Source organism: Frigidibacter sp. ROC022 (assembly GCF_024723735.1).
Classification (GTDB): domain Bacteria; phylum Pseudomonadota; class Alphaproteobacteria; order Rhodobacterales; family Rhodobacteraceae; genus SLM-1.
Window position 1 is genome coordinate 1 of the sequence record NZ_JANQDU010000007.1, and the last position, 20,606, is coordinate 20,606.

The following is a 20,606-nucleotide window of genomic DNA, read 5'->3' on the forward strand; positions in this document are numbered from 1 at the left end:
CGGCCGGGGGCCTTGCCCCCGGACCCCCAGGATATTTGCAAGGTAAAGCCCGTTGCCGGTTCCCGCGGTCGGCGGCGCCGCAGGCGGCGCGCATTCACGCCACCTGTGCCGAGGTTGCTATGTTCTCAACACCCGCCCGGCGACCGCGTCGAGCTTGGCCATCAGGGCCGGGTCGCGCTTGTCCGGCGCGGTCATCACCGCGTGCTCCAGCGCCCGGTCGCAGCCGCAGTCGCAGGGCGTCCGCGCGCCGCCGATCAGCCCCGGCAGCCGCGCCACCAGCCCGCGGGCCTTCTCGGCATTGGCGCCCAGGGTGGCGATGATCTCGGCGATATCGACCGAGCCATGCTCGGGGTGCCAGCTGTCGTAATCGGTGATCATCGCCAGCGAGGCATAGCAGAGCTCGGCCTCGCGGGCGAGTTTCGCCTCGGGCATTCCGGTCATCCCGATCACGTCGCAGCCCCATTGCTCGCGGTAGAGCCGCGATTCGGCAAGGGTCGAGAATTGCGGCCCTTCCATCGCCAGATAGGTGCCGCCGTCGTGCAGGGTGATCCCCATGGCCCGCGCCGCCGCCGTCGCCGCCCGGCCCAGCCGGGCGCAGGTCGGATGCGCCACCGAGACATGCGCGACGCAGCCGCTGCCGAAGAAACTCTTCTCGCGGGCGAAGGTCCGGTCGACATATTGATCGACCAGCACGAAATCCCCCGGCGCCAGCGCCTCGCGGAACGAACCGCAGGCCGAGACCGAGATCACGTCGGTCACCCCTAGCCGTTTCAGCGCGTCGATATTGGCGCGGTAGGGCACCGAGGAGGGGCTGTGCACATGGCCGCGCCCGTGCCGGGGCAGGAAGACCATGTCGGTGCCGTCCAGGCTGCCGCAGAGCAGCGCGTCCGAGGGCGCGCCCCAGGGCGTCTCCACCCGGCGCCATTCGGCCCCCTGCAAGCCCGCGATCTCGTAGACGCCCGAGCCGCCGATGACACCGATCCTGCACTGCATGGGCCTCTCCCGCTGGTTGATCCGCCGCGATGCTAGGTCAGCCCCGGCGGCATTGGAAGCCGCCCGGCGCGGTCAATCGTCGGGCCGGGCCATCTGGCGCAGGCTGTCCACCACGGTGAAATCGCGATAGCCGAGCCGCGCCACCGGCCGGAAGGCCAGGACGTCGAAGCGGCCGTCCTTCAGGCAGTCGTCGCGCAGATGGATGCCGATCACCTCGCCCAGCACCATGTGGTTGTCGCGGCCCAGCAGCGGCTCGATCCGGATCAGCCGGCATTCCAGCGCCGCCGGCGCCCCGGCGACCCGCGAACAGGGGATCAGCCGGCAGTCCTCGCGGGGGAGCCCGGCCAGGTCGAACTCGTCCCCGCCCGGCGGCAGCGCCCGGGAGGTCAGGTTCATCGCCTCGGCCATCCCGGCCTCGACCACATTGACGCAGAACACCCCGGTTTCGCGGATATTGCCCAGGCTGTCCTTGCTGCCGGTCGAGGAGAACATCACCTGCGGCGGCACATAGGCCACGGCGTTGAAGAAGGAATAGGGCGCCAGATTGTCGCCGCCCCCGGCGCCGCGGCTCGAAATCCAGCCGATCGGGCGCGGCGTGACGATGGCGTTGAACGGATTGTGCGGCAGGCCGTGCCCGTCCTTCGGTTCATAGAACATCCTGCGGCCCCCTCTGCCGATCCGGCTTCGTTGCCCCTCCCCTAACGCCATGTTACGGGCGATTCCAGTGCAGGGACCCGCAGAGGAGGGGGCGCCGGATGATCCATCTGGCCGAAGAGACGGCGGAGGATTGGTGGGAAGTCGAGGCGCTCTACGACCTCTGCTTCGCGCCCGGACGCGAGGCGCTGTCCTCCTATCGGCTGCGCGACGGGGTGGCGCCGGTGGCGGCGCTCTGCCTGGTGGCCCGCGACGAGACCGGCGGCCTCGGCGCGGCGATCCGCTACTGGCCGGTGCGGGTCGGCGGCCGGCCGGTGCTGCTGCTGGGGCCGATCGCGGTGCACCCGACCCGTCAGGGCGAGGGGCTGGGCGGGCTGCTGATCAACGAAAGCCTGTCCGAGGCGGCGCGCCAGGACTGGCGCCGGGTGCTGCTGGTCGGGGACGAGCCCTATTACGGGCGCTTCGGCTTCCGCAAGCTGGAAGGCGTCGAGATGCCGCCGCCGACCAACCCGGACCGGGTGCTGGGCCGCTCTCTGGGGGCCGAGGCCTGGGCCGGCGTGACCGGGCCGGTGACCCGCTGGAACGAGGCTTAGCAGTTGCATTGGGACGCCGGCGCGCCCATTTCTGGTGAAAAGGGAGTGCGCCATGCCGGTTTCCGAGCCGACGATTCTCGACCTGCCCGACGAGGCCGCCGCCGAGGTGGCGGCGCTGGCCCGCGCGATGCAGCGGGCCAACGGGCCCTTCATGCGGTTCCTGAATTCTCTCGGCGGCAAGGTCGAGGACCGGCTCGACCTGCTGCCGGTGCAGGTCCGCGACGGGCTGACCACGATGACGGCGGGGATCCTGGAACAGGTCTACCGGGCCGCGGCGGTGGTGGCCGGGCACCGGGCGGTGCCCAAGGCCGATGCGCGGCTGCACCGGATGGCGGCCATGGTCTCGGGCGCGGCGGGCGGTGCCGCCGGTCTCGGCTCGGCGCTGGTCGAATTGCCGGCCACCGTGGCGCTGATCTTCGGCGCGATGCAGAAGGCGGCGGGCGAAGAGGGTTTCGACCCGGCCTCGGAAGAGGTGCGGGTGATCTGTCTGGATATCCTCGGCTCGGGCGGGCCGGGGGCGGCGGATGACGGGGTGAACACCGGCTTTCTGGGTGCCCGGCTGGGGCTTTCGGGCAGCGCGATTCATGCGGTGATCGCGCGGGTGGCGCCGCGCTTCGCGACGATGCTGGGCCAGAAGCTGGCCAGCCAGACCGTGCCGATCCTCGGTGCCGCCGCCGGGGCCGGGGTCAATTTCATGTTCATGGACTACTTCCAGGCCATGGCGCGGGTCCGCTTCGGCCTGCGGCGGCTGGCGCTGGAACATGGCGAGGAACCGGTGCGCGAGGCGTTCAGCGCCGAGATCGCCCGCAGCGTCACCGCCCCCGACCCCGCGGGCTGAGCGCCCCGGCCCGCGGCTCAGGCCAGGGCCCTGTCCTCGTCGCTGGTTTCCGGCCGCGTGCTTTCGCGGCTGGCGGTGACGACAAAGGCATGTACCGGCTCGCCGCGGTCGCGCCTTACCACGGCAGGCGTGATCCGCGCCGCGCCAAAGCCGGCCTGACGCAGCAGCCCGTGCAGATAGCCCCGCCCATGCCGGAAGCGCCGCGCCGGACCCAGGCGGTAACCCGGCCCGGAACCGTCCTCGTCGGGATCGGCCTCGGCGGTGAAACACAGCCTGCCGCCCGGTCGCAGCGCCGCCGAGGCCCAGCCGACCATCCCCTCCAGCGCGCCCAGATACATCACCACATCGGCGGCGGCGAGCGTGTCCCATTCCGCCTCGACCGGGGCCAGCGCTTTGATGTCGGCCTGCTCCAGCCGGTCATAGACGCCCTTCGCCTCGGCCCGGCGCAGCATTTCCGAGGACAGGTCGCAGCCTTCCAGCCAGTTGCAGCGGGGCCGCAGCAATGGCCCCAGAAGCCCGGTGCCGCAGCCGAGATCGAGCACCCGGCCAAGGCCCGCCGGCGCCACCGCCCGCAGCGCCTCGGCGATCAGCTCCGGCCCGCGATAGTCGAGCGCGCCCCGCAGCGCCGCCTCGAACCCGGGCGCATAGGTGTCGAACAGGGTGGTGACGAAGGCCGCCGGCATTGTGTCGCCCAGCGGCACCGGGCGCAGCAGGTCGCGGCGCAGGCTGGCGCCCAGCCTGTCGCTCGGGTCGGCCAGCACCGCCTTGTCATAGGCCATCGCGGCGGCCTCGCGGTTCCCGGCAGCCTCGTGAAAGGCGCCCAGCCGGACCCAGCCCGCCGCCCAATGGGGCAGGGTGGCAAGGGTCTGTTCCATCAGGTCAGCGGCGGCCGCGGGGTCGCCTTCGGCGGCCAGCGCCTCGGCCCAGGTCAGGCGGCGGTCGGCGGCAAGATCGCCGGAAGATGCGGGCAGGGCAAGCATCGGGGAACCAGGGGACAGGGAAGGTGCATGGCCCGGAACGGGCCGGGGCGGGTCGAACAACAGGGTCTTGTCAGTCGAGCGGCTCTTGCATTCGGATGTCTCCGGCGCGGCAGATGGGCCCTGCTTGGGCCTCTGTCAAGGGGAGGGCGCCGGGCTCAGGACAGGCTGCGCAGATAGTCCAGAACCGCCGGGCGCAGGCTTTCGGCGCCCTCGGCCTCTGCGGCGTCCATCCGGGCCTTCAGCTCGGCCAGATCGACGCGGCGGATCAGCGATTTCACCGGCCCGATCGAGGCCGGGCGCATCGACAGGGTACGGAACCCGATCGCCGCCAGCGCCACCGCTTCTATCGGCCGCCCGGCATCTTCGCCGCAGAAGGACACCGGCGTGCCCGCCGCCGCGCAGCGTTTGACGATCATCTTCAGCAGGCTCAGGAACGAGACATCCAGCGTGTCATAGCGCCGCCGGACCAGTTCGTTCTCGCGATCGGCGGCAAAGAAGAACTGCTTCAGATCGTTGCCCCCGACCGAGATGAAATCGCAGCCGTCGAAGAAGGTATCCGGCGCGAAGGCCATCGAGGGTGTTTCCAGCATCGCCCCGATTTCCAGCTTCTCCGGCAGGACATGGCCCAGCCGCCGCTCGCGCTCCACTTCCTGCAGCAGAAGCTTGCGCGCCGCGGTCAGCTCTCCGACCTGGGCGATCAGCGGGAACATCACCGTCAGCGGCCGCCCCGCCGCCGCCCGGATCAGCGCCTGCATCTGCATCCGCATCACCCCGGGCTTGTCCAGCCCGACCCGCACCGCGCGCCAGCCCATCGCCGGGTTCGGCTCGTCCGGGCGCTTCATGTAGGGCATCACCTTGTCCGAGCCGATGTCCAGGGTCCGGAACACCACCCGTTTGCCGCCCGCCGCATCCATCACCCGCGCATAGAGCGCCGCCAGCTCGCTGCGTTTCGGCACCCGGTTCCGGATCAGGAACTGCAATTCGGTGCGGAACAGCCCGACCCCCTCGGCGCCCGAGCCGACAAGGCTGGGCAGGTCGGCCATCAGCCCGGCGTTCATGTGCAGGTTGATCCGGGTGCCGCAGGTGGCCTCGGCCGGCTTGTCGCGCAGCGAGACATAGCGGCTCTGCGCCTCGGCCTGCATCGCGATCTTGTCGCGGAAGGCCGAGGCGATCTGATCCTCGGGCCGCAAATGCACCAGCCCCTGGTCGCCATCGACAAGGATGTGGTCACCGTTCAGCGCCTCGGTGGTGATCCGCTCGGCCTGGATCACCAGCGGGATCGCCAGCGCCCGCGCCACCACCGCGGCATGGCTGCCGACCGAGCCGTGCTCCAGCACGATCGCCTTCAGCTTCCTGCCATAGTCCAGCAACTCGCCCGGGCCGATGTTGCGGGCCACGAGGATCGGGTCCTCGGGCATCTCGGCGCCGGTGTCATGGCCCTGCCCGGTCAGGATGCGCAGCAGCCGGTTCGACAGGTCGTCGAGATCCGAAAGCCTTTCGCGCAGATAGACATCCTGCACCTGGTCCATCCGCGCCCGGGCCGAGGACTGTTCCTTCTCCACCGCGGATTCGGCGGTCAGCCCGCGGCCGATGTCCTCCTCCATCCGCCGGATCCAGCTGCGCGAATGGGCGAACATCCGGTAGGCTTCCATCACCTCGCGCCCGGCGCCGTCGGCCTGGGTCTTGGCCAGCAGGTCGTCCACGGTCAGCCGCAGTTTCTCGACCGCGTCATGCAGCCGGGTCAGCTCGGCCTCGGGATCGTCGGCCACCGGTCTTGTGACCACCACCCGCGGTTCGTGCAGATAGACATGGCCCTCGGCCGCGCCCTCCTGGCCCGACTGGCCGCGAAACATCACCGCCTGCTTGTGCAGCGCCTTCAGCGCCTCGCCTTCGCCCAGGAAGGCGCCCAGCTCGGTCATCTCGGCCAGCACCATGGCCACGACTTCCAGCGCATAGACCTCGTCGTCGGAATAGAGCCGTGCGTCGCGCGACTGCACGACCAGCACGCCCAGCCGCTCGCCCAGCCGCTGGATCGGCACCCCGAGGAAGCTCGAGAACACCTCTTCCCCGGTTTCCGGCATGAAGCGGAACCCCTTCTCGGCCGGGGCATTCGCGGTGTTCAGCGCCGTCGCGGTGCGCGCCACCCGGCCCACCAGGCCCTCGCCCAGCCGCATCCGCGTCTGGTGCACGGCCTCCGGCTTCAGCCCCTCGGTCGCGCAAAGCTCCAGGGTCTCGGCATCGCGGAACAGGTAGATCGAGCAGACCTCGGTCTCCATCGAATCGGCTATGAGATGGGTGATCCGGTCGAGCCGCGCCTGGCCTGCGGAACTCTCGGCCAGCGTATCACGCAGCCGTCCAAGCAGTTTTCGGCTTTCGGTTTCTGTGCGCTCCGGCATTCCCGATCCGTTGCCATTCCTGTCGTCCGGCAGTGCCGGCGGCTTCTTAGAGCACATAGGACAGGTCGGGGAAACAATCTTTCGGCGAATGTCGCGAATGGTGGTCGCCGGAATGCCGAATCCTGGCAATCTCGCGCCGATTTGTCGCAAAACGATACGCCGTGCAAAGTCGCGATGCCGCTCCGGGCCACGATGACCCTGCGTCATCCTTCCCACTGGAAGCAGGTCCAGCGCCTCGCTATCAAGGTTTCGTGATGCGCAGGCTCCTGCCCCTGTTCCCGAGACTGGCTCTCGTCATCGTGCTGAGCGGCGCGCTGGCCGGCATCGGTTTCGCGCATCGGCTGGGCAGCCAGGCGTTCAATCCGGCGGTGCTCGCCTATGTGCAGGCCGGCGGCTCGCTGGCCGACATCTGCGGCGGGTTCGGCGACAGTTCGGTGAAGAGCGGGCGCAGCTGTGACGCCTGCCGCCTTGTCCATGCCGTCGCCCTGCCGGAGATCGAGCGGGTCTGCCTCGACTTCTACCGCAGCCCCATCGGGCGCATCTCGGCGCCGCGCGTCCAGGCCGAACCCTCGGTCTGGCGCGATCTGTCGCACCCGGTCCGGGCCCCTCCGCAGGTCTGATCCTCGAACAGAAACCCATGGATCAACTTCAGGCGCCTTGCCCGGCAAGGCTGCCGCTATTGGAGAACCCGAATGGTCACCATCGACCCGACAGAGGTGCCCGCGTCCGCCAGCAAGGCGACCGGCCCCGACAAGTTCTATTTCGCCGCATGGCGCTGGCACTTCTATGCCGGCCTCTATGTCATCCCCTTCCTTCTCATGCTGGCCACCACCGGCCTGATCATGCTCTGGGTCAGCGTGCTCGACGGGCGCGACGGGGAATGGATTCCCGTCACCCCGGCCGGCGCGCCCCTGGCCGTCTCGGCCCAGGCCGATGCCGCGCTGGCGGCGGTTCCGGACGGGCAGCTGATCAAATACATCGCCCCGCGCCGGCCGGAGCTGGCGGCGGTCTTCCGGATCGATGCCGGAGACGGCGCCACGATGGTGGCGGTGAACCCCTATACCGCCGAGGTGCTCGAAACGCGGCCGTGGCAGGCGGGCTGGTACGACCTTGCCAACGACATCCACGGCACCCTTCTGCTGGGCGTCACCGGCGACCGGATGATCGAGATCGCCGCCTCGCTCGGCATGGTTCTGATCGCCAGCGGTCTCTATCTGTGGTGGCCGCGGAACGGGCAGGGGCTGCGTGTCCTGCTGCCCAACCTGGCCGCCCGTGGCCGGTCGCTGTGGAAGACGCTGCACGCCACGCTGGGCGCCTGGATTTCGATCGTGCTGGTGCTGTTCCTGGTCTCGGGCCTGTCCTGGGCCGGGGTCTGGGGCGAAAAGCTGGTGCAGGCCTGGAGCACCTTCCCGGCCGAGAAATATTCCGCGCCGCCCTCGGATGTCACCCATGCCAGCATGAACCTCGGCAACAGCAAGGAGGTTCCCTGGGCTCTGGAGCAGACCCCGATGCCGGCCTCGGGCTCGGAGGCCGGGGCGAACGGCCTGGCCGGGGACACGCCGCCGACCCTGGATACCGTCGTCGCCTTTGCCCGGCAGATCGGGTTCGACGGCCGGTTCCAGCTGAACCTGCCGAAGGGCGAGACCGGGGTCTGGACCATCTCGCGCGATTCGATGAGCAACGACAGCGCCCATCCGACCGATGATCGCACGGTGCATATCGACCGCTACAGCGGGAAGATCCTGGCCGACATCCGCTATGCCGACTATTCGCCCTATGGCAAGGCGATGGCGGTCGGCATCGCGCTGCACGAAGGCGACATGGGCTGGTGGAATGTCACCCTGAACACGCTGTTCTGCCTGTCGGTGATCTTCGTCAGCCTCAGCGGGGCGGTGATGTGGTGGATGCGGCGCCCGACCAAGGCGGGCCGTCTGGCGGCGCCGCCGATGCCGCGCGACCTGCCGCTCTGGCAAGGCGCGATGCTGGTCGGGCTGGCGGTCTCGCTGGCCTTCCCGATGGCCGGGATCACGATCCTCGGGATGCTGTTGCTGGACGTGCTGCTTCTGTCGCGGCTCCCGGCGCTGCGGCGCATGTTGAGCTGAGCTTCGGGAAAGAGCGGCGCCGACCCCTGGCGGTCGGCGCTGCTGCTCCCGCAAGGGTTTCCGGTGCCTTGATAGGACCCTTCCGGCCGGGGCGGAGTCCGGACCGGGCTGCACCCGGCACAAGGCCGGACCGCCGGGGCACCGCCCCCGGCCGTCTGCGCGACCTTACCTGCGGTTCAGGCCGCCGGCTTCGTGCGGGATGCCATGCCGGCAGGGTTAGGGTCCCGTTAACCAAGGGCGATTATACGTATATTTTAGAAAGCAAGATGGACGAGGTAGACCAGACCGGACAGGCCGGTTTCAAGGTTTCTGAGGAGATGATTGGGGCGGGGGCGGTTGAGCTTCCGTCTGCGCTGGATTGTGGCCCTGTGCTATCGCGTGAGATAGCAGCGAGCGTCCTATCCGAAGCCTTATCGGTTGTAGCGTTTCAGCGTGAAACGCCTGCATGCTCCTAGCGAGGTCGCGGAATCTGGCGGAGTATCCGTTAATGTCCTCTACTGACAGAAACTCTGCCGGGGTGGCTCCTTTGGGGCGACTGCGTTGTGGCACGTCAAGAAGGACGAGCCGACTTGCCTCAAAAAACGGAACCCAAAATGTCTGAACGTCGCCGCCTTTTCCCTTTTGGTTTAGGCATAGGCCATGGGCGACCTTGTTGCGGTTCTTGTTGGCTTTGCTTGCGGTGAGAGACAGGCGCCCCCACTGATCGATGGCATACTTGGAATCGGCGTCTTGTGGGCTTAGTCCAAAAGACAGGACGGTTGACACGACGCGAAGGCGAGATTCAAAGCTGGTAATAGCGTTGAAGCCGGATAGAATTCCCATAAGTCCGCCGAGTGGCGATGCCAGGGTACCGAAGATGATGGACAGGTGGTGCTCGACAACCGTCCAATCTGAGATTGCCCTGCCTACTGCCAGAAAAATCGGGCTGTATGCCTCGTCATCGTGAGGTTCGAGAAAATCCAACCGGAGAGTGTATTTGCCAGCTTTTGAAGACACCGTGAAGAACCTCCTACGGATGAAGTCGAAGCCCGACGAAAAGCCTGGGGCCGACATAGACAACGAAAAGAAGCGGTGCGATGAAGCGGATGATCGCGGCGGTGGTACTCAAGATTCCGGGACCCGACGCACGTGATGAGCGTGGCGTCCCATACAACACGCCGCGGCACAACCACGAGGCAGGCGCCCCCTAGAACCGAGCTTCAATCCAGTTCTGCGTCCCTTTGTAGCATCGATGCTTTGCGGGCTTGGTGACCAATTCTACAACGATAAGAGAATCATCTTCGTCAATGTAGTGCGTGAGATGGGCAGATAGGTCATCTGGGCTATCGTTGCGCCAGTCCAAGAGATAGACTGAATCCATGGTCTTAAGCGCCTCAAGACGAGACATTTCCTCCCATAGAACGGGGTAGTCTTTTGTCTTGTTGAGTTGGTACGATACTAAGAACGCGGCCATTTCCACACCTCAAATTTGCACGGCGAGAAGGCTATTCTGATTCTACTTTAGTGAGGAGTCTTTTCAGAACTCGCTGAAACCCCTTACGGGACAAGATCTGATTAGGAACTCGCCCGTGCATCAGGGCGCCGGTAGGTGAGGCGCTTACCTTTTGCCGCTTTCAGGATCAACGCGGCGCGCTCGGTGTCCGTCACGCCGTTAGCAGTGCGGGTATTGCAACGGAATTCGAATTCGGCGGTATAGCGGTGCAGGTGCTGGCGTCCGCAGTGCTGATAAACGCCTCTCATGCCGCGCTTGAAGATGGAGAAATAGACCTCAATCGTGTTGGTATGCACATCGCCGAGAAAATATTCGTCGACGCCGTGCGATGTGAAATCGTGGTGCGCGAACTCTTTCTTGAGGTGAGTGTCTTGCCCCGCTTCGCCGGTGTAGATCAGCAGCTTCGCCGGAAATGTTCTCGCGCAGGATCGGCAGAAGCGTCGATTGCTTGAGGTCGTCCACCACGATTGAGCGAGCCTTTCGGGTGGTGCGATCCATCAGCGACAGGATTTGGTATCTGTGCTGGTAGCCGCGAGCTTTCTTCTTGTTCTTATCGATCCCGCCGCGGTTCAGGCCGCCGGTTTCGGGCGGGATGCCATGCCGATACGGTTAAGACCCCGTTAACCAAGATCCCTGTCCCCAGGGGATTTCACGTCATTTCAATGGGTTGACCCCCCGTCCCCATGGGGACGGTCCCGAATCCCGGCTTCAGCCGGCCTTTTCCAGCTCGAAACAGTCGTGCAGGGCCTGGACCGCCAGCTCCAGATATTTCCGGTCGATCAGCACCGAGATCTTGATCTCCGAGGTGGTGATGACCTTGATGTTGACCCGCTCGGCCGAGAGCGCCTTGAACATCTGGGCGGCGACGCCGGCATGGCTCCGCATCCCGATCCCGACCACCGACACCTTCGCCACGTCGGTATCCGCGACCAGCCCGGCAAAGCTGATCTCGCCCCGGTCCCGCGCCTCGTTCACCGCCTTCTCGGCCCGTTTCACCTGTTCGACCGGGCAAGAGAAGGTCATGTCGGTGTGACCCTCGTCCGAGATGTTCTGCACGATCATGTCGACATTGATCCCGGCATCCGCCAGCGGCCCGAAGATGGCCGCGGCGATGCCCGGCCGGTCCTCGACCTGGGTCAGTGTGACCTTGGCCTCGTCACGGGAAAAGGCGACGCCGGAGACAACCTTGCTTTCCACAATATCCTCCTCGGCACAGACCAGCGTGCCCGCGTTTTCGTTGTTGTCCTCGAAGCTCGACAGAACCCGCAGCCGCACCTTGTAGCGCATCGCCAGTTCCACCGAACGGGTCTGCAGCACCTTGGCGCCGAGCGAGGCCAGTTCCAGCATTTCCTCGAAGGCGATCCGGTCCAGCTTGCGCGCCTTGGGGCTGATCCGCGGATCGGTCGTGTAGACACCATCGACATCGGTGTAGATGTCGCAACGCTCGGCCCCGAATGCCGCCGCGAAGGCGACCGCCGTGGTGTCGCTGCCGCCGCGTCCCAGCGTGGTGATCCGGCCCTCTTTCGAGACTCCCTGGAACCCCGCCACGACAGCGACCTTCATGCCTTCGTCGAACTTGCGGTTGATGTTGTCGTTCGGGATGTCGACGAACCGTGCCGAGCTGTGTGCCGAGGTGGTCATGATCGGCACCTGCCAACCCTGCCAGCTGCGTGCGGGAATATCCATTTCCTGAAGCGTCAGCGCCATCAGCCCGGCGGTGACATTCTCTCCCGACGAGACGACGGCATCATATTCGCGCGCGTCGTAGAAGGGAGAGGTCTCTCCGACCCAGCCGACCAGCTTGTTGGTTTCGCCCGACATCGCGCTGACGATGACGATCACGTCATAGCCATTCGCAACTTCGCGCCCGACGCGCTTGGCCGCGCGGCGGATGCGATCCAGTGTGGCGACGGACGTGCCGCCGAATTTCATTACCAGAAGCGGCATCGCGACCCCTGCACCTGGCCCCCCTGGGCCCGCGCGGTTCCTATGGGAAGGCGTGCGCAGGTGCAAGTGGCGGCCTTGGTCAGGGCCCGGTCAGAGCGGCATTGCCTGACCTTCCCAGGTCTCGAAACAGCCGGTGGTCTCGGGGCCGAGCGCGGCAAAGCGTGCCGCCAGCCCGCGCGCCGAGTCGCCGGCCTCGATATTGGCGGCGCTGCCCGCCGTCATCCCCGAGATCACCCAGCCGGGATGGTAGATGCCGACGGCGATGCCTTCGTCGGCCAGATCGGTTGCCAGATTGCGCCCGATGTTCAGCACCGCGGCCTTCGACGCCCGATAGGCGTAGGAGCCGCCCCGGGCGCGGGTGTTCGAACCCATCTGCGACGAGATGATCGCCACTTTCGACGGGGAGGCCGCCCGCAGGTTGGGCAGCAGGGCCTGGACGGTCAGGAACGGGCCGGTGGCATTGGTGGCGAAGCTTCGGGCGAAGATGTCCGCGTCATAGGTATCGCCCAGCCCCATGCCCCGGTCGAAATAGGCCCCGGCGTTGCAGATCAGCAGGTCGATCGGCTGATCGGAGAGCCGTGCCGCCAGATCGGTGATCGAGGCGGGATCGCTGACATCGAGCGGCAGAAGGTCGCCCTGCGGTTGCCGTGTGGTGCCAAGCACCTCGGCCTCTTCGCTGCGGTAATGGGCCAGCAGGGCAGCCCCGAGTCCGCGGTTCGCGCCAGTGATCAAGATCATGTGAGGGCCTTCCTGATTGTCCCGAGTCAGGAAACCAACCTAGTCCCGGGTGTGGCCGAGGCAAGCCCTGCAGGGGTTACTGGGTCTTGCGCTGCGGCATGAAGGGCAGCGGAGTCACCGGGATGCCGTCTTCGATCAGCGCCTTGGCATCGGCCGGTTTCGCCTCGCCCCAGATCGACCGCCCCGGTGCGTCGCCCTCATGCATCGCGCGGGCTTCGGCGGCAAAGGACATGCCGACATATTCCGAGTTCTCCTCGACCTTCCGGCGCAGTTCGGCCAGCGCACGCTCGCGGTCGTTGCGCGGTGTGGTCAGCGGGCCGGACTCTTCGCCCGCGACGGCCGGAACCGCGGGTTCGGCGGCGGCCTTGCGGGCCGGGCGCACCCGCGGCGCCATCAGCGACTTGGTGACCTTCGTCGATCCGCACTCGGGGCAAGCAACCATTCCGGCACCTTGAAGCTTGTCGAAGGCTTCGGCGGATTGGAACCAGCTTTCAAACGCATGGTCCTGGTCACAGGAGAGCGCGTAGCGGATCATTGCGGGTCTTCGGTCCTTTGATCTGGATGCGGCAGGGGCCGCGGTAATGGACAGGATCTAGTCGCGGCGACCCTGCAAATCAATGGTTTAAGACGCTCTTGCCGAAATACAGCTCGGGCTTGAAGTTCAGGATCAGCTGCGCCAGTTCGGGTTCATCGACCCGCTCGGCGGCCTTCTTGGGCGAGAACCACTTGCGTTGTCGCTGGCGTCGTTCGGGGAACCGGGAGGCCACGGTATCGACCTTCAGCGGGAACAGGGCGACCACACAGGGCAGGTCGTCCCCTTCGTCTTCGAGCAGCTTGGTATAGGAATAGATCCCCAGGCAGGCCGCCGCGATCTTGCCCTTCACGCCGGCTTCTTCCCAGGCCTCACGCTCGGCCGCCTCGACCGGGGTCAGCCCGGCCATCGGCCAGCCCTTGGGCACGATCCAGCGCCGGGTCGTCCGGCTGGTGACCAGAAGCACCTGGGTGTCCGAGCCCTTGCCCCGGAAACACAGCGCCGCAAACTGGGTTCGGACGCCACGCTTGTTCGTTGCCGAATCCGGAATCGTACTCTGCTGAATATGACCGATACTGGTTCCCATGTCCGCCTGTCTGGTCTTGTCTCGACCACGTTTTTTTACAGTCTATCATGCCGATTCCCCATAGGGAACATAAGTTTACTTAGGCTTTTGCGGGCCGATGTCCAGATCCGACGCTGCCGGGAAATGCGGTGACGGTCAGCGCCTGGCCGGAGTTTCGAGTGCCCGGTTGCCGGTCATGGCGCCGATCCGGGCGACGAAATCGGCCACTGCCTCGGGGCCGGTTCCGGTCCCGGCCAGCGCCTTCTGCGCCCGCCGGACCATGTTGGTCCGGCCCTCGGGATTGCCCAGCAGCCGCAGCATCTCGGCGGTCAGCGTTCCGGCGTCCGAGACTTCGGCGCTCGCCCTGGCCGCGGCAAGGGCACGGTAGGCTTCGGCGTTGTTGGCGACATGCGGGCCATGGATGATGGCGCTGCCGCAGGCGGCGGGCTCGAACGGCGTATGGCCGCCCTTGGGCACCAGAGAACCGCCGACGAAGGTCACCGCCGCCAGTCGATACCAGAGCCCCATCTCGCCCAGCGTGTCGGCCAGGTAGACCGAGGTCTTCGGCCCCGGTCTGTCGCCCCTGGAGCGCCGCGCCACCGGTTGTCCGGCGGAGGACGCCAGCAGCGCAAGCTGTTCCCCCCGCTCGGGGTGGCGTGGCGCCAGGATCAGTTTCAGCTCGGGGCGGAACTCGCGCGCCTTGCGGAAGGCGGTCAGCAGGATCTCCTCTTCGCCGGGATGGGTCGAGGCGGCCAGGATGGTGTCGTCGCGGGGCAGGGCACGGGCGAAGGCGGCGATCTCGGCCGGATCGGGGCCGGCGACCTGGACCGCGGCTTTCAGGTTCAGCCGGGCGCCGATCCGCCTGGGCGGCAGGCCCAGACGGCGGAGCCGCTCGGCGGTCTCGTCATCCTGCGGGGCGATGAAATCGATCAGACCGAGTATTTGCCGGGCGATGCCGGGGAAGCGGCCCCAGAGCCGGGCCGAGCGGGCCGACATCCGGGCACCGGCGACCAGCACCGGGACCCGGCGGGCCTTGGCCATCGCCATCCGGTTCGGCCAGATCTCGTTCTCGATCGTCACCAGCGCCACCGGCTGCCATCCGGCGAGGAACCGCGCCAGCGCCCAGCGGGTGTCGATGGGGGCCAGCCTGGCGTCGACCCGGGCTTCGCCCCAGCCCTGCGCCTGTTCCCGCCCTGTCGCGGTATTCGCCGTCACCACCAGCCTGAGCCTTGGATCACGGCGCAGCAGTTCCTTGGCGATGCCGCGTGCCGCCACCAGTTCCCCGACCGAGGCGCCATGCAGCCAGACCACGGGTCCGCGGGCCACCGATCGGGGACCGCGGCCCAGCCGCTCGGCCAGATCGGCGGCGGTTTCGCGCCCGGTGATCCGGCGCCAGACCAGCCGTGGCGCCAGCACGATGATCCAGAGGCTGAGCAGGAAGTATCTGTAAAGCGCCACGCGAGGTTCCCTGTCTGCCGGGCCGTCCGCCCGGGGAGCGGCAGGGCATCGTCGGTTGCCCGTCGCCGGCCAGGGCTTGCTTAGTGCAGCAGGGCGCCGCGATCAATGCAGAGCCGGGCCGGCGGCCGGGGCGGCGCGTTGCGGGGTGGCGCGCCGATCCTGTAAGGAGGGCTGCGGCAAGGATGGAGATGACGAGTGGCCAATGACGCGGCCCCGGTGCGGGGGGTGGTCTTCGATCTGGACGGAACCCTGGTGGACAGTGCCGGCGACCTGCGCGATGCGGCGAACCTGCTGCTGGCGGAACTGGGAAAGAAGCCGATCGACCTGGAAACGACGATCGGGTTTATCGGGCGCGGGGTTCCGACGCTGGTGCGGCGCGTGCTCGGGCATCGCGAGGTTGCGGTCGAGGGCGCCGAACTGGAGGCCAGAACCGCCCGCTTCCTTGCCCATTACGAACCCAGGGTCACCGCCAGCACCCGGCCCTATCCGGGCGTGGTTGCGATGCTGGAGGATTTGCAGGCGCGGGGGATCGGGCTGGCGCTCTGCACCAACAAGATCGAGTCGGCGACCCGGAGCATCTGCGACGTGCTGGGGCTGACCCGGTTCTTTCCGGTCATCGTCGGCGGAGACACGCTGCCGCAGCGCAAGCCCGATCCGGCGCCGCTGCTGCTGGCGATCCGCAAGCTGGGCCTGGAGCCGGAAGAGGTGCTCTATGTCGGTGACAGCGAGACCGACTATGCCACGGCGCGGGGCGCGCAGGTACGGTTCGCCTATTTCGAAGGCGGCTATCAGCGCGCCGCGATTGACGATTTCCGGCCCGATTTCCGCCTGGCTGCGACGGCGGATGTGAAGGGACTGATCTAGGGCTGGTCGAGCAGGAAATCCGGGCGGATGCCCGAGGCGGCGATGGCGGCGCCGGCGTCCTGGCCGGCGAAGAAGCCGTAGCCGGTGACAAGGGCCGAGCCGATCCCCGCTGCCTGCGCCCCGAGAATGTCGGTATGCAGGCTGTCGCCCACCATGACGATCCGTTCCGGTGCCACCCCGGCGCCGATCCGGGCGCGGGCGGCGCGGAAGATGTTGCCGAAGGGCTTGCCGAAGAATCGCGGCGTTACGCCGGTCTCGTCGGCAAGACGGTGGGCGTAGTGGCCGGGCTCGATCGAGAAGCCGTGTTCGCGCGGGGCGACGATATCGGGGTTGCCGACCCAGACCGGACGCGGCCGGTCGCGCAGCGCCGCGACCAGCAGGCGTTGCCGGGCCTCGGTCCATTCGGCGCTGCCGAGCAGAAGGAAGCCCTCGACGGCGTCATAGGCGGCGGCGTCGTCCTCCAGGTCGAGATGGTCGATCCCCAGATCTCCCCGATCCGCGGCGCGGGGCAGCGCGATGCCCCATTGGCGCGGCGGCTCGTCGCGCAGGGTCTGAAGCAGGGTCCGGCGGCTGCTGATCACGTCCTCGGGCGCGAAGTCGTAGCCCAGGGTGCGGTATTTCCCGACCAGGCCGGCAGTCGTGTAGCTGGCCGCATTGGTCAGGACCATGAAGCGCTTGCCGGCCTGGCGGAGCCGCCCGATCCGCTCGGCGACGCCGGGGATCGCGGTTTCGCCGATGTTCAGCACCCCGAAGGCGTCGAGCAGAAACACGTCGAACGTGTCGGCGATTTGCTCGAGATTCGCCGCCCTGCGACAGGCGCCTCCGGCGGTGGCCGCCGGCAGACGGTGGCGCACGGCTTCGTAGCCGTCGAAGGCGGTTCCTGAGCTCATGTCGTTCAAATGATCGCTCCCCGCACCTTGGCAGAAACCCATTCGCCGAGCACCACGGCGGCCAGGATCACCAGCAGGATCAGCGAGACCTGCGGCCAGGCCAATGTGTTCAGGGAACTCGACAGTTGCAACCCGATCCCGCCGGCGCCGACCAGGCCCAGCACCGTGCTTTCGCGGATGTTGATGTCCCAGCGGAACACCGAGATGCCGGCGAAGGCGGGCATGATCTGTGGCGCGATGGCATAGACCATCACCTGCCAGCGGCTGGCCCCGGTGGCCGAAATCGCCTCGACCTGGGTCTCGTCGATTTCCTCGATGGCCTCGTAGAGCAGCTTGGCGCAGAATCCGATCGAGCGGATCGCGATGGCGATGATCCCGGCAAAGACGCCGGGGCCGATGATGGCGATCAGGAGCAGCGCCCAGATCAGCGAGTTGATCGAGCGGCTGGCGACGATGATCAGCAGCGCCACCGGGCGGATGATCCAGACCGAGGGCGACGTGTTGCGGGCAGCCAGGAAGGCCACGGGCACGGCGAAGACAAGCGCGATCATCGTGCCGAGCGTGGCGATGTTCAGCGTGTCCCAGATCGGCCACCAGAGCGCGTCGATATAGGACCAGCGCGGCGGCGTCGCCCGGTCGAGGATATCCCCGGCGATCCGCGGCGCGTCCCAGACGAAGAACCAGGTCGTGGCGGCGGAAATCCGTTGCCAGCACCACAGGAACACCGCGACGCCGACCAGCCAGCCAAACCAGCGCAGCAGCGCCTCGCCGGTGCTGCGGCGGCGCCAGACCTTGGCGCCCGAAATCTCGCGAACCGGCATCAGCGCACCCTCGCCCGGATAAGGCCGGAGAGATACTCCAGCAGCATGACGATGCCGATGATGACCAGCAGGATCGCCGCGGCGGTGTCGAACTCGTAGCGGTCGAAGGCGGTGTTCAGCGTCGCCCCGATTCCGCCGGCGCCGACCAGGCCGAGGATGGCGCTTTCGCGGAAGTTGATGTCGAGCCGATACATCGACAGGCCGATCAGTCGCGGCATGACCTGCGGCTGCACGCCGTAGTTGATCCATTGCGTCCAGCGTGCGCCGGTGGCGCGGATCGCCTCGCCCTGGGTCTTGTCCATCGCCTCGATGTCCTCGGCCAGCAGTTTCGACAGGAAGCCGATGGTGGCGAAGGACAGGGTCAGGAAGCCGGCCAGCGGGCCGAAGCCGAAGATCGCGACCAGCAGGATGGCAACGATGATCTCCTGCAGGGCGCGGCTGAGGGCGACGATGGAACGGCAGATCAGATAGACCGGCAAGGGCGCGATGTTGCGGGCAGCGCCAAGGCCGATCGGGATCGAGATCAGGATGCCCACCACCGATGCGGCGACGGTCATCACCAGGCTTTCCAGAAGGCCCTCCCAGATGTCGCCGGCGCGGCTGACGAAATCGGGTCGGGCGAAGGACATGATGAAGGCGGCGCCACGGTCCAGCCCTTCGTAGACCCGCGACCAGTTCACCTCGACCGAGGCGATGGCGAGGACCAGGTAGACCAGCCCGCCCAGGGTCAGCGTCCAGCGCAGCCAGGCGCGGCGGATCAGCGGCGGCCGCTTCCAGCGCCGGCCGAGCATGCTGTCGAGATCGGTTGCCGCGGCGCTCATGCAAGCTCCTCCTCGACGGAGTCGTCCTCGGCGTCCTCGTCCTTCTTGATCGTGGCCTGCCAGTCCTCTTCGCCATAGATCGTGGTCAGGACCTCGGGCGACAGGGCATCGGGCGGGCCGTCGAATTCGATCGCGCCGAACCGCAGGCCGATCACCCGCTGCACGAAGAGCTGTGCCAGGGCCACGTCATGGATGTTGATGATCGCTGCCAGGCCACGCTCGGCGCAGAGTTCGCAGATCAGACGCATGATCTGGCGCGATGTCTTGGGATCGAGCGAGGCCGTGGGCTCGTCCACCAGCAGCAGCGCCGGGTTCTGGATCAGCGCACGGGCGATGCCGACGCGCTGGCGCTGGCCGCCCGACAGTTCGTCGGCGCGCTTGTCGGCCATGGCCAGCAGGCCGACGCGATCGAGCAGGCGGAACGCCTCGTCCACATCGGATTGCGGGAAGCGCCGGGTCAGGCTGCGCCAGAACCCGACATAGCCGAGCCGCCCGGACAGGACGTTTTCCATCACCGTCAGCCGCTCGACCAGCGCGTATTCCTGGAAGATCATCCCCATCTTCCGGCGTGCCCGGCGCAGGGCGCCGGCGCCCAGATGGGTCAGTTCGATGTCGTCCAGCCAGACCTCGCCGCTCGTCGGTTCGACCAGCCTGTTGATGCAGCGGATCAGTGTCGACTTGCCGGCGCCGGATGGCCCGATCAGTGCCAGAACCTGGCCCTTGGGCACTTCCAGATCGACCGCTTTCAGGGCCTGATCGCCGGTCTTGTAGGTCTTGACCAGCTTTTTGAGCCTCAGCATCCCCACCCCTCGTCCGTTCATGATTGCAACACGGCGGCCCGCCGGGGCAGGCCGCCGTATCTCCGGTCTGGTTCGTCGCTTACTGGCAGGTGTAGGAGACCCCGTTGGCGGCGTCGATCTTGCGGATCACTTCCCAGAAGTCCTTGTAGTTCATCGGCAGGAACTGCTCTTCCCCGGACTTGATGAACTCTTCCTTGAGCGACGTGCCCTCCCAGTCGAACTCGAAGAAGGCTTCCTCGATCTTCTTCTGAAGCTCGGGCTTGAGGTTGTAGACGACGCCGAAGCCGGTGGTCGGGAAGGTCTGCGACTTGTAGATCGAAACAACCTGATCGGGCTTGACCACATCGCGGTCGATCATCCGTTCCAGCACCGAGTTGGCGATGGCGGCGGCCGGATAGTCGTGGTTGGCGACGCCGAGGATCGAGTTGTCATGCTTGCCCGAGAAGACCGGCTCGAAGTCGCGTTCGGGGATCATGCCGTAATCGGCCTTGAGGATGGCCGAGGGCGCCTTGAAGCCCGAGTTCGAGGTCGGCGCGGTGAAGGCCATCTGCTTGCCCTTGATGTCCTCGACCTTCTCGATGCCCGAGCCCGGATAGGTGATGATCTCCATCTCGTAGCCGAAGCCGCCGTCCTTGGAGGCCATGATGGTGAAGGGCCGGAACCCGGCGCAGTTCACCGCCAGCGGATTGGACCCGGTGTTGAAGCCCGAGATGTGCAGGCGGCCGGACCGCATCGCCTCGATCTGGGCGGCATTCGACTGCACCGGGAAGAAGACGACGTCCTTGCCGGTCTTCTCCTTCAGGAAGTCCAGGAAGTCGGCCCAGGCGGTCTTGTAGACGGCGGGGTCTTCGACCGGGGTATAGGCGAAGATCAGCGTGTCGGGATCGAGCCACTGCGAGGGATCGGTCGGGACATCGGCAATCAGGTCGCCGTCCACGTCGCAGTAGCGCGCATCCAGGTCGCCGCGCGGGCAGTCCTGCGCCATGGCGCCGCCGGCCGTGAACAGGGCGGCCAGCGCCGTTGCCGCGGCCGAGACCGCCAGTCTGTGAAATGTCATGGTTAGTTCCTCCCTTTGAATTTCTTGTTCCTGCGCCGCTCTCTTCGGCGGCGGTTGTTCTGCGG

At 67.0% G+C, this 20,606-nt stretch carries 20 protein-coding genes; 5 read left to right on the plus strand and 15 right to left on the minus strand.

Going from position 1 to position 20,606, the window contains the following annotated elements:
• Nucleotides 1-117: 117 nt before the first annotated feature.
• Complete coding sequence (locus NUW50_RS20150) at nt 118-993, minus strand: S-methyl-5'-thioadenosine phosphorylase (protein WP_258290984.1); 876 nt, start codon at nt 991-993, stop codon at nt 118-120.
• Nucleotides 994-1,065: 72 nt separating this feature from the next.
• Nucleotides 1,066-1,650, minus strand: a complete 585-nt coding sequence (locus NUW50_RS20155) for a flavin reductase family protein (RefSeq protein WP_258290985.1) — start codon at nt 1,648-1,650, stop codon at nt 1,066-1,068.
• A gap of 98 nt (nt 1,651-1,748) precedes the next feature.
• Here NUW50_RS20155 and NUW50_RS20160 point away from each other — a divergent pair, with 98 nt between their 5' ends.
• Entirely contained in the window at nt 1,749-2,240 is a 492-nt protein-coding gene (locus NUW50_RS20160; RefSeq protein ID WP_258290986.1) for a GNAT family N-acetyltransferase, read from the plus strand.
• Nucleotides 2,241-2,292: 52 nt separating this feature from the next.
• Nucleotides 2,293-3,078: an EcsC family protein gene (locus NUW50_RS20165; RefSeq protein WP_258290987.1), complete on the plus strand. Its 786-nt coding sequence runs from the start codon at nt 2,293-2,295 to the stop codon at nt 3,076-3,078.
• 17 nt (nt 3,079-3,095) lie between these two features.
• Here the strand turns inward: NUW50_RS20165 and NUW50_RS20170 are convergent, their stop codons facing one another.
• Together NUW50_RS20170 and ptsP are read right to left on the minus strand one after the other, a co-directional pair.
• Nucleotides 3,096-4,058, minus strand: a complete 963-nt coding sequence (locus NUW50_RS20170) for a class I SAM-dependent DNA methyltransferase (RefSeq protein ID WP_258290988.1) — start codon at nt 4,056-4,058, stop codon at nt 3,096-3,098.
• Nucleotides 4,059-4,213: 155 nt separating this feature from the next.
• Nucleotides 4,214-6,454 carry a phosphoenolpyruvate--protein phosphotransferase gene (gene ptsP, locus NUW50_RS20175; protein WP_258290989.1) on the minus strand — a complete coding sequence of 747 codons (2,241 nt, stop codon included), beginning with the start codon at nt 6,452-6,454 and terminating at the stop codon, nt 4,214-4,216.
• 254 nt (nt 6,455-6,708) lie between these two features.
• Between ptsP and NUW50_RS20180 the strand changes: the two genes are divergently transcribed.
• Entirely contained in the window at nt 6,709-7,074 is a 366-nt protein-coding gene (locus NUW50_RS20180; RefSeq protein WP_258290990.1) for a hypothetical protein, read from the plus strand.
• A gap of 72 nt (nt 7,075-7,146) precedes the next feature.
• The gene (locus NUW50_RS20185) at nt 7,147-8,556 is read left to right on the plus strand and encodes a PepSY-associated TM helix domain-containing protein (protein ID WP_258290991.1); all 1,410 of its coding nucleotides are present in this window, start codon (nt 7,147-7,149) and stop codon (nt 8,554-8,556) included.
• 1,554 nt (nt 8,557-10,110) lie between these two features.
• Here NUW50_RS20185 and NUW50_RS20190 read toward each other — a convergent pair.
• The 6 genes from NUW50_RS20190 to NUW50_RS20215 form a co-directional block, all read right to left on the minus strand.
• A complete protein-coding gene (locus tag NUW50_RS20190) occupies nt 10,111-10,542 on the minus strand; it encodes a transposase (RefSeq protein WP_443135126.1) in 432 nt (143 codons plus the stop codon).
• Nucleotides 10,543-10,756: 214 nt separating this feature from the next.
• Nucleotides 10,757-11,995, minus strand: coding sequence for an aspartate kinase (locus NUW50_RS20195; RefSeq protein WP_258290992.1), 1,239 nt, complete (start codon nt 11,993-11,995; stop codon nt 10,757-10,759).
• Between the two features lie 90 nt (nt 11,996-12,085).
• Nucleotides 12,086-12,733: an SDR family NAD(P)-dependent oxidoreductase gene (locus tag NUW50_RS20200; RefSeq protein WP_258290993.1), complete on the minus strand. Its 648-nt coding sequence runs from the start codon at nt 12,731-12,733 to the stop codon at nt 12,086-12,088.
• 76 nt (nt 12,734-12,809) lie between these two features.
• Nucleotides 12,810-13,268, minus strand: coding sequence for a DUF1178 family protein (locus NUW50_RS20205; protein WP_258290994.1), 459 nt, complete (start codon nt 13,266-13,268; stop codon nt 12,810-12,812).
• Between the two features lie 79 nt (nt 13,269-13,347).
• Nucleotides 13,348-13,851, minus strand: coding sequence for an NUDIX hydrolase (locus tag NUW50_RS20210; RefSeq protein WP_258290995.1), 504 nt, complete (start codon nt 13,849-13,851; stop codon nt 13,348-13,350).
• Nucleotides 13,852-13,986: 135 nt separating this feature from the next.
• Entirely contained in the window at nt 13,987-15,288 is a 1,302-nt protein-coding gene (locus tag NUW50_RS20215) for a 3-deoxy-D-manno-octulosonic acid transferase (RefSeq protein WP_258290996.1), read from the minus strand.
• Between the two features lie 195 nt (nt 15,289-15,483).
• Here NUW50_RS20215 and gph point away from each other — a divergent pair, with 195 nt between their 5' ends.
• On the plus strand, nt 15,484-16,152 hold the full coding sequence (gene gph, locus NUW50_RS20220) for a phosphoglycolate phosphatase (protein WP_258290997.1): 669 nt from the start codon (nt 15,484-15,486) through the stop codon (nt 16,150-16,152).
• Here the strand turns inward: gph and NUW50_RS20225 are convergent.
• From NUW50_RS20225 to phnD, 5 genes are all read right to left on the minus strand, one after another.
• Nucleotides 16,149-17,042 (minus strand): HAD-IIA family hydrolase, encoded by an 894-nt coding sequence (locus NUW50_RS20225; RefSeq protein ID WP_258290998.1) that lies wholly within the window; start codon nt 17,040-17,042, stop codon nt 16,149-16,151. The two genes, gph and NUW50_RS20225, sit on opposite strands and share 4 nt — an antisense overlap.
• A gap of 5 nt (nt 17,043-17,047) precedes the next feature.
• Nucleotides 17,048-17,863 (minus strand): phosphonate ABC transporter, permease protein PhnE, encoded by an 816-nt coding sequence (gene phnE / locus NUW50_RS20230; RefSeq protein WP_258290999.1) that lies wholly within the window; start codon nt 17,861-17,863, stop codon nt 17,048-17,050.
• Nucleotides 17,863-18,684 (minus strand): phosphonate ABC transporter, permease protein PhnE, encoded by an 822-nt coding sequence (gene phnE, locus NUW50_RS20235; RefSeq protein ID WP_258291000.1) that lies wholly within the window; start codon nt 18,682-18,684, stop codon nt 17,863-17,865. Before phnE (NUW50_RS20235) ends, phnE (NUW50_RS20230) begins: the two co-directional genes overlap by 1 nt.
• Nucleotides 18,681-19,484, minus strand: coding sequence for a phosphonate ABC transporter ATP-binding protein (gene phnC / locus NUW50_RS20240; protein WP_258291001.1), 804 nt, complete (start codon nt 19,482-19,484; stop codon nt 18,681-18,683). Before phnC ends, phnE (NUW50_RS20235) begins: the two co-directional genes overlap by 4 nt.
• Before the next feature lie 79 nt (nt 19,485-19,563).
• Nucleotides 19,564-20,541, minus strand: a complete 978-nt coding sequence (gene phnD, locus NUW50_RS20245) for a phosphate/phosphite/phosphonate ABC transporter substrate-binding protein (RefSeq protein WP_258291002.1) — start codon at nt 20,539-20,541, stop codon at nt 19,564-19,566.
• Nucleotides 20,542-20,606 lie beyond the last annotated feature (65 nt).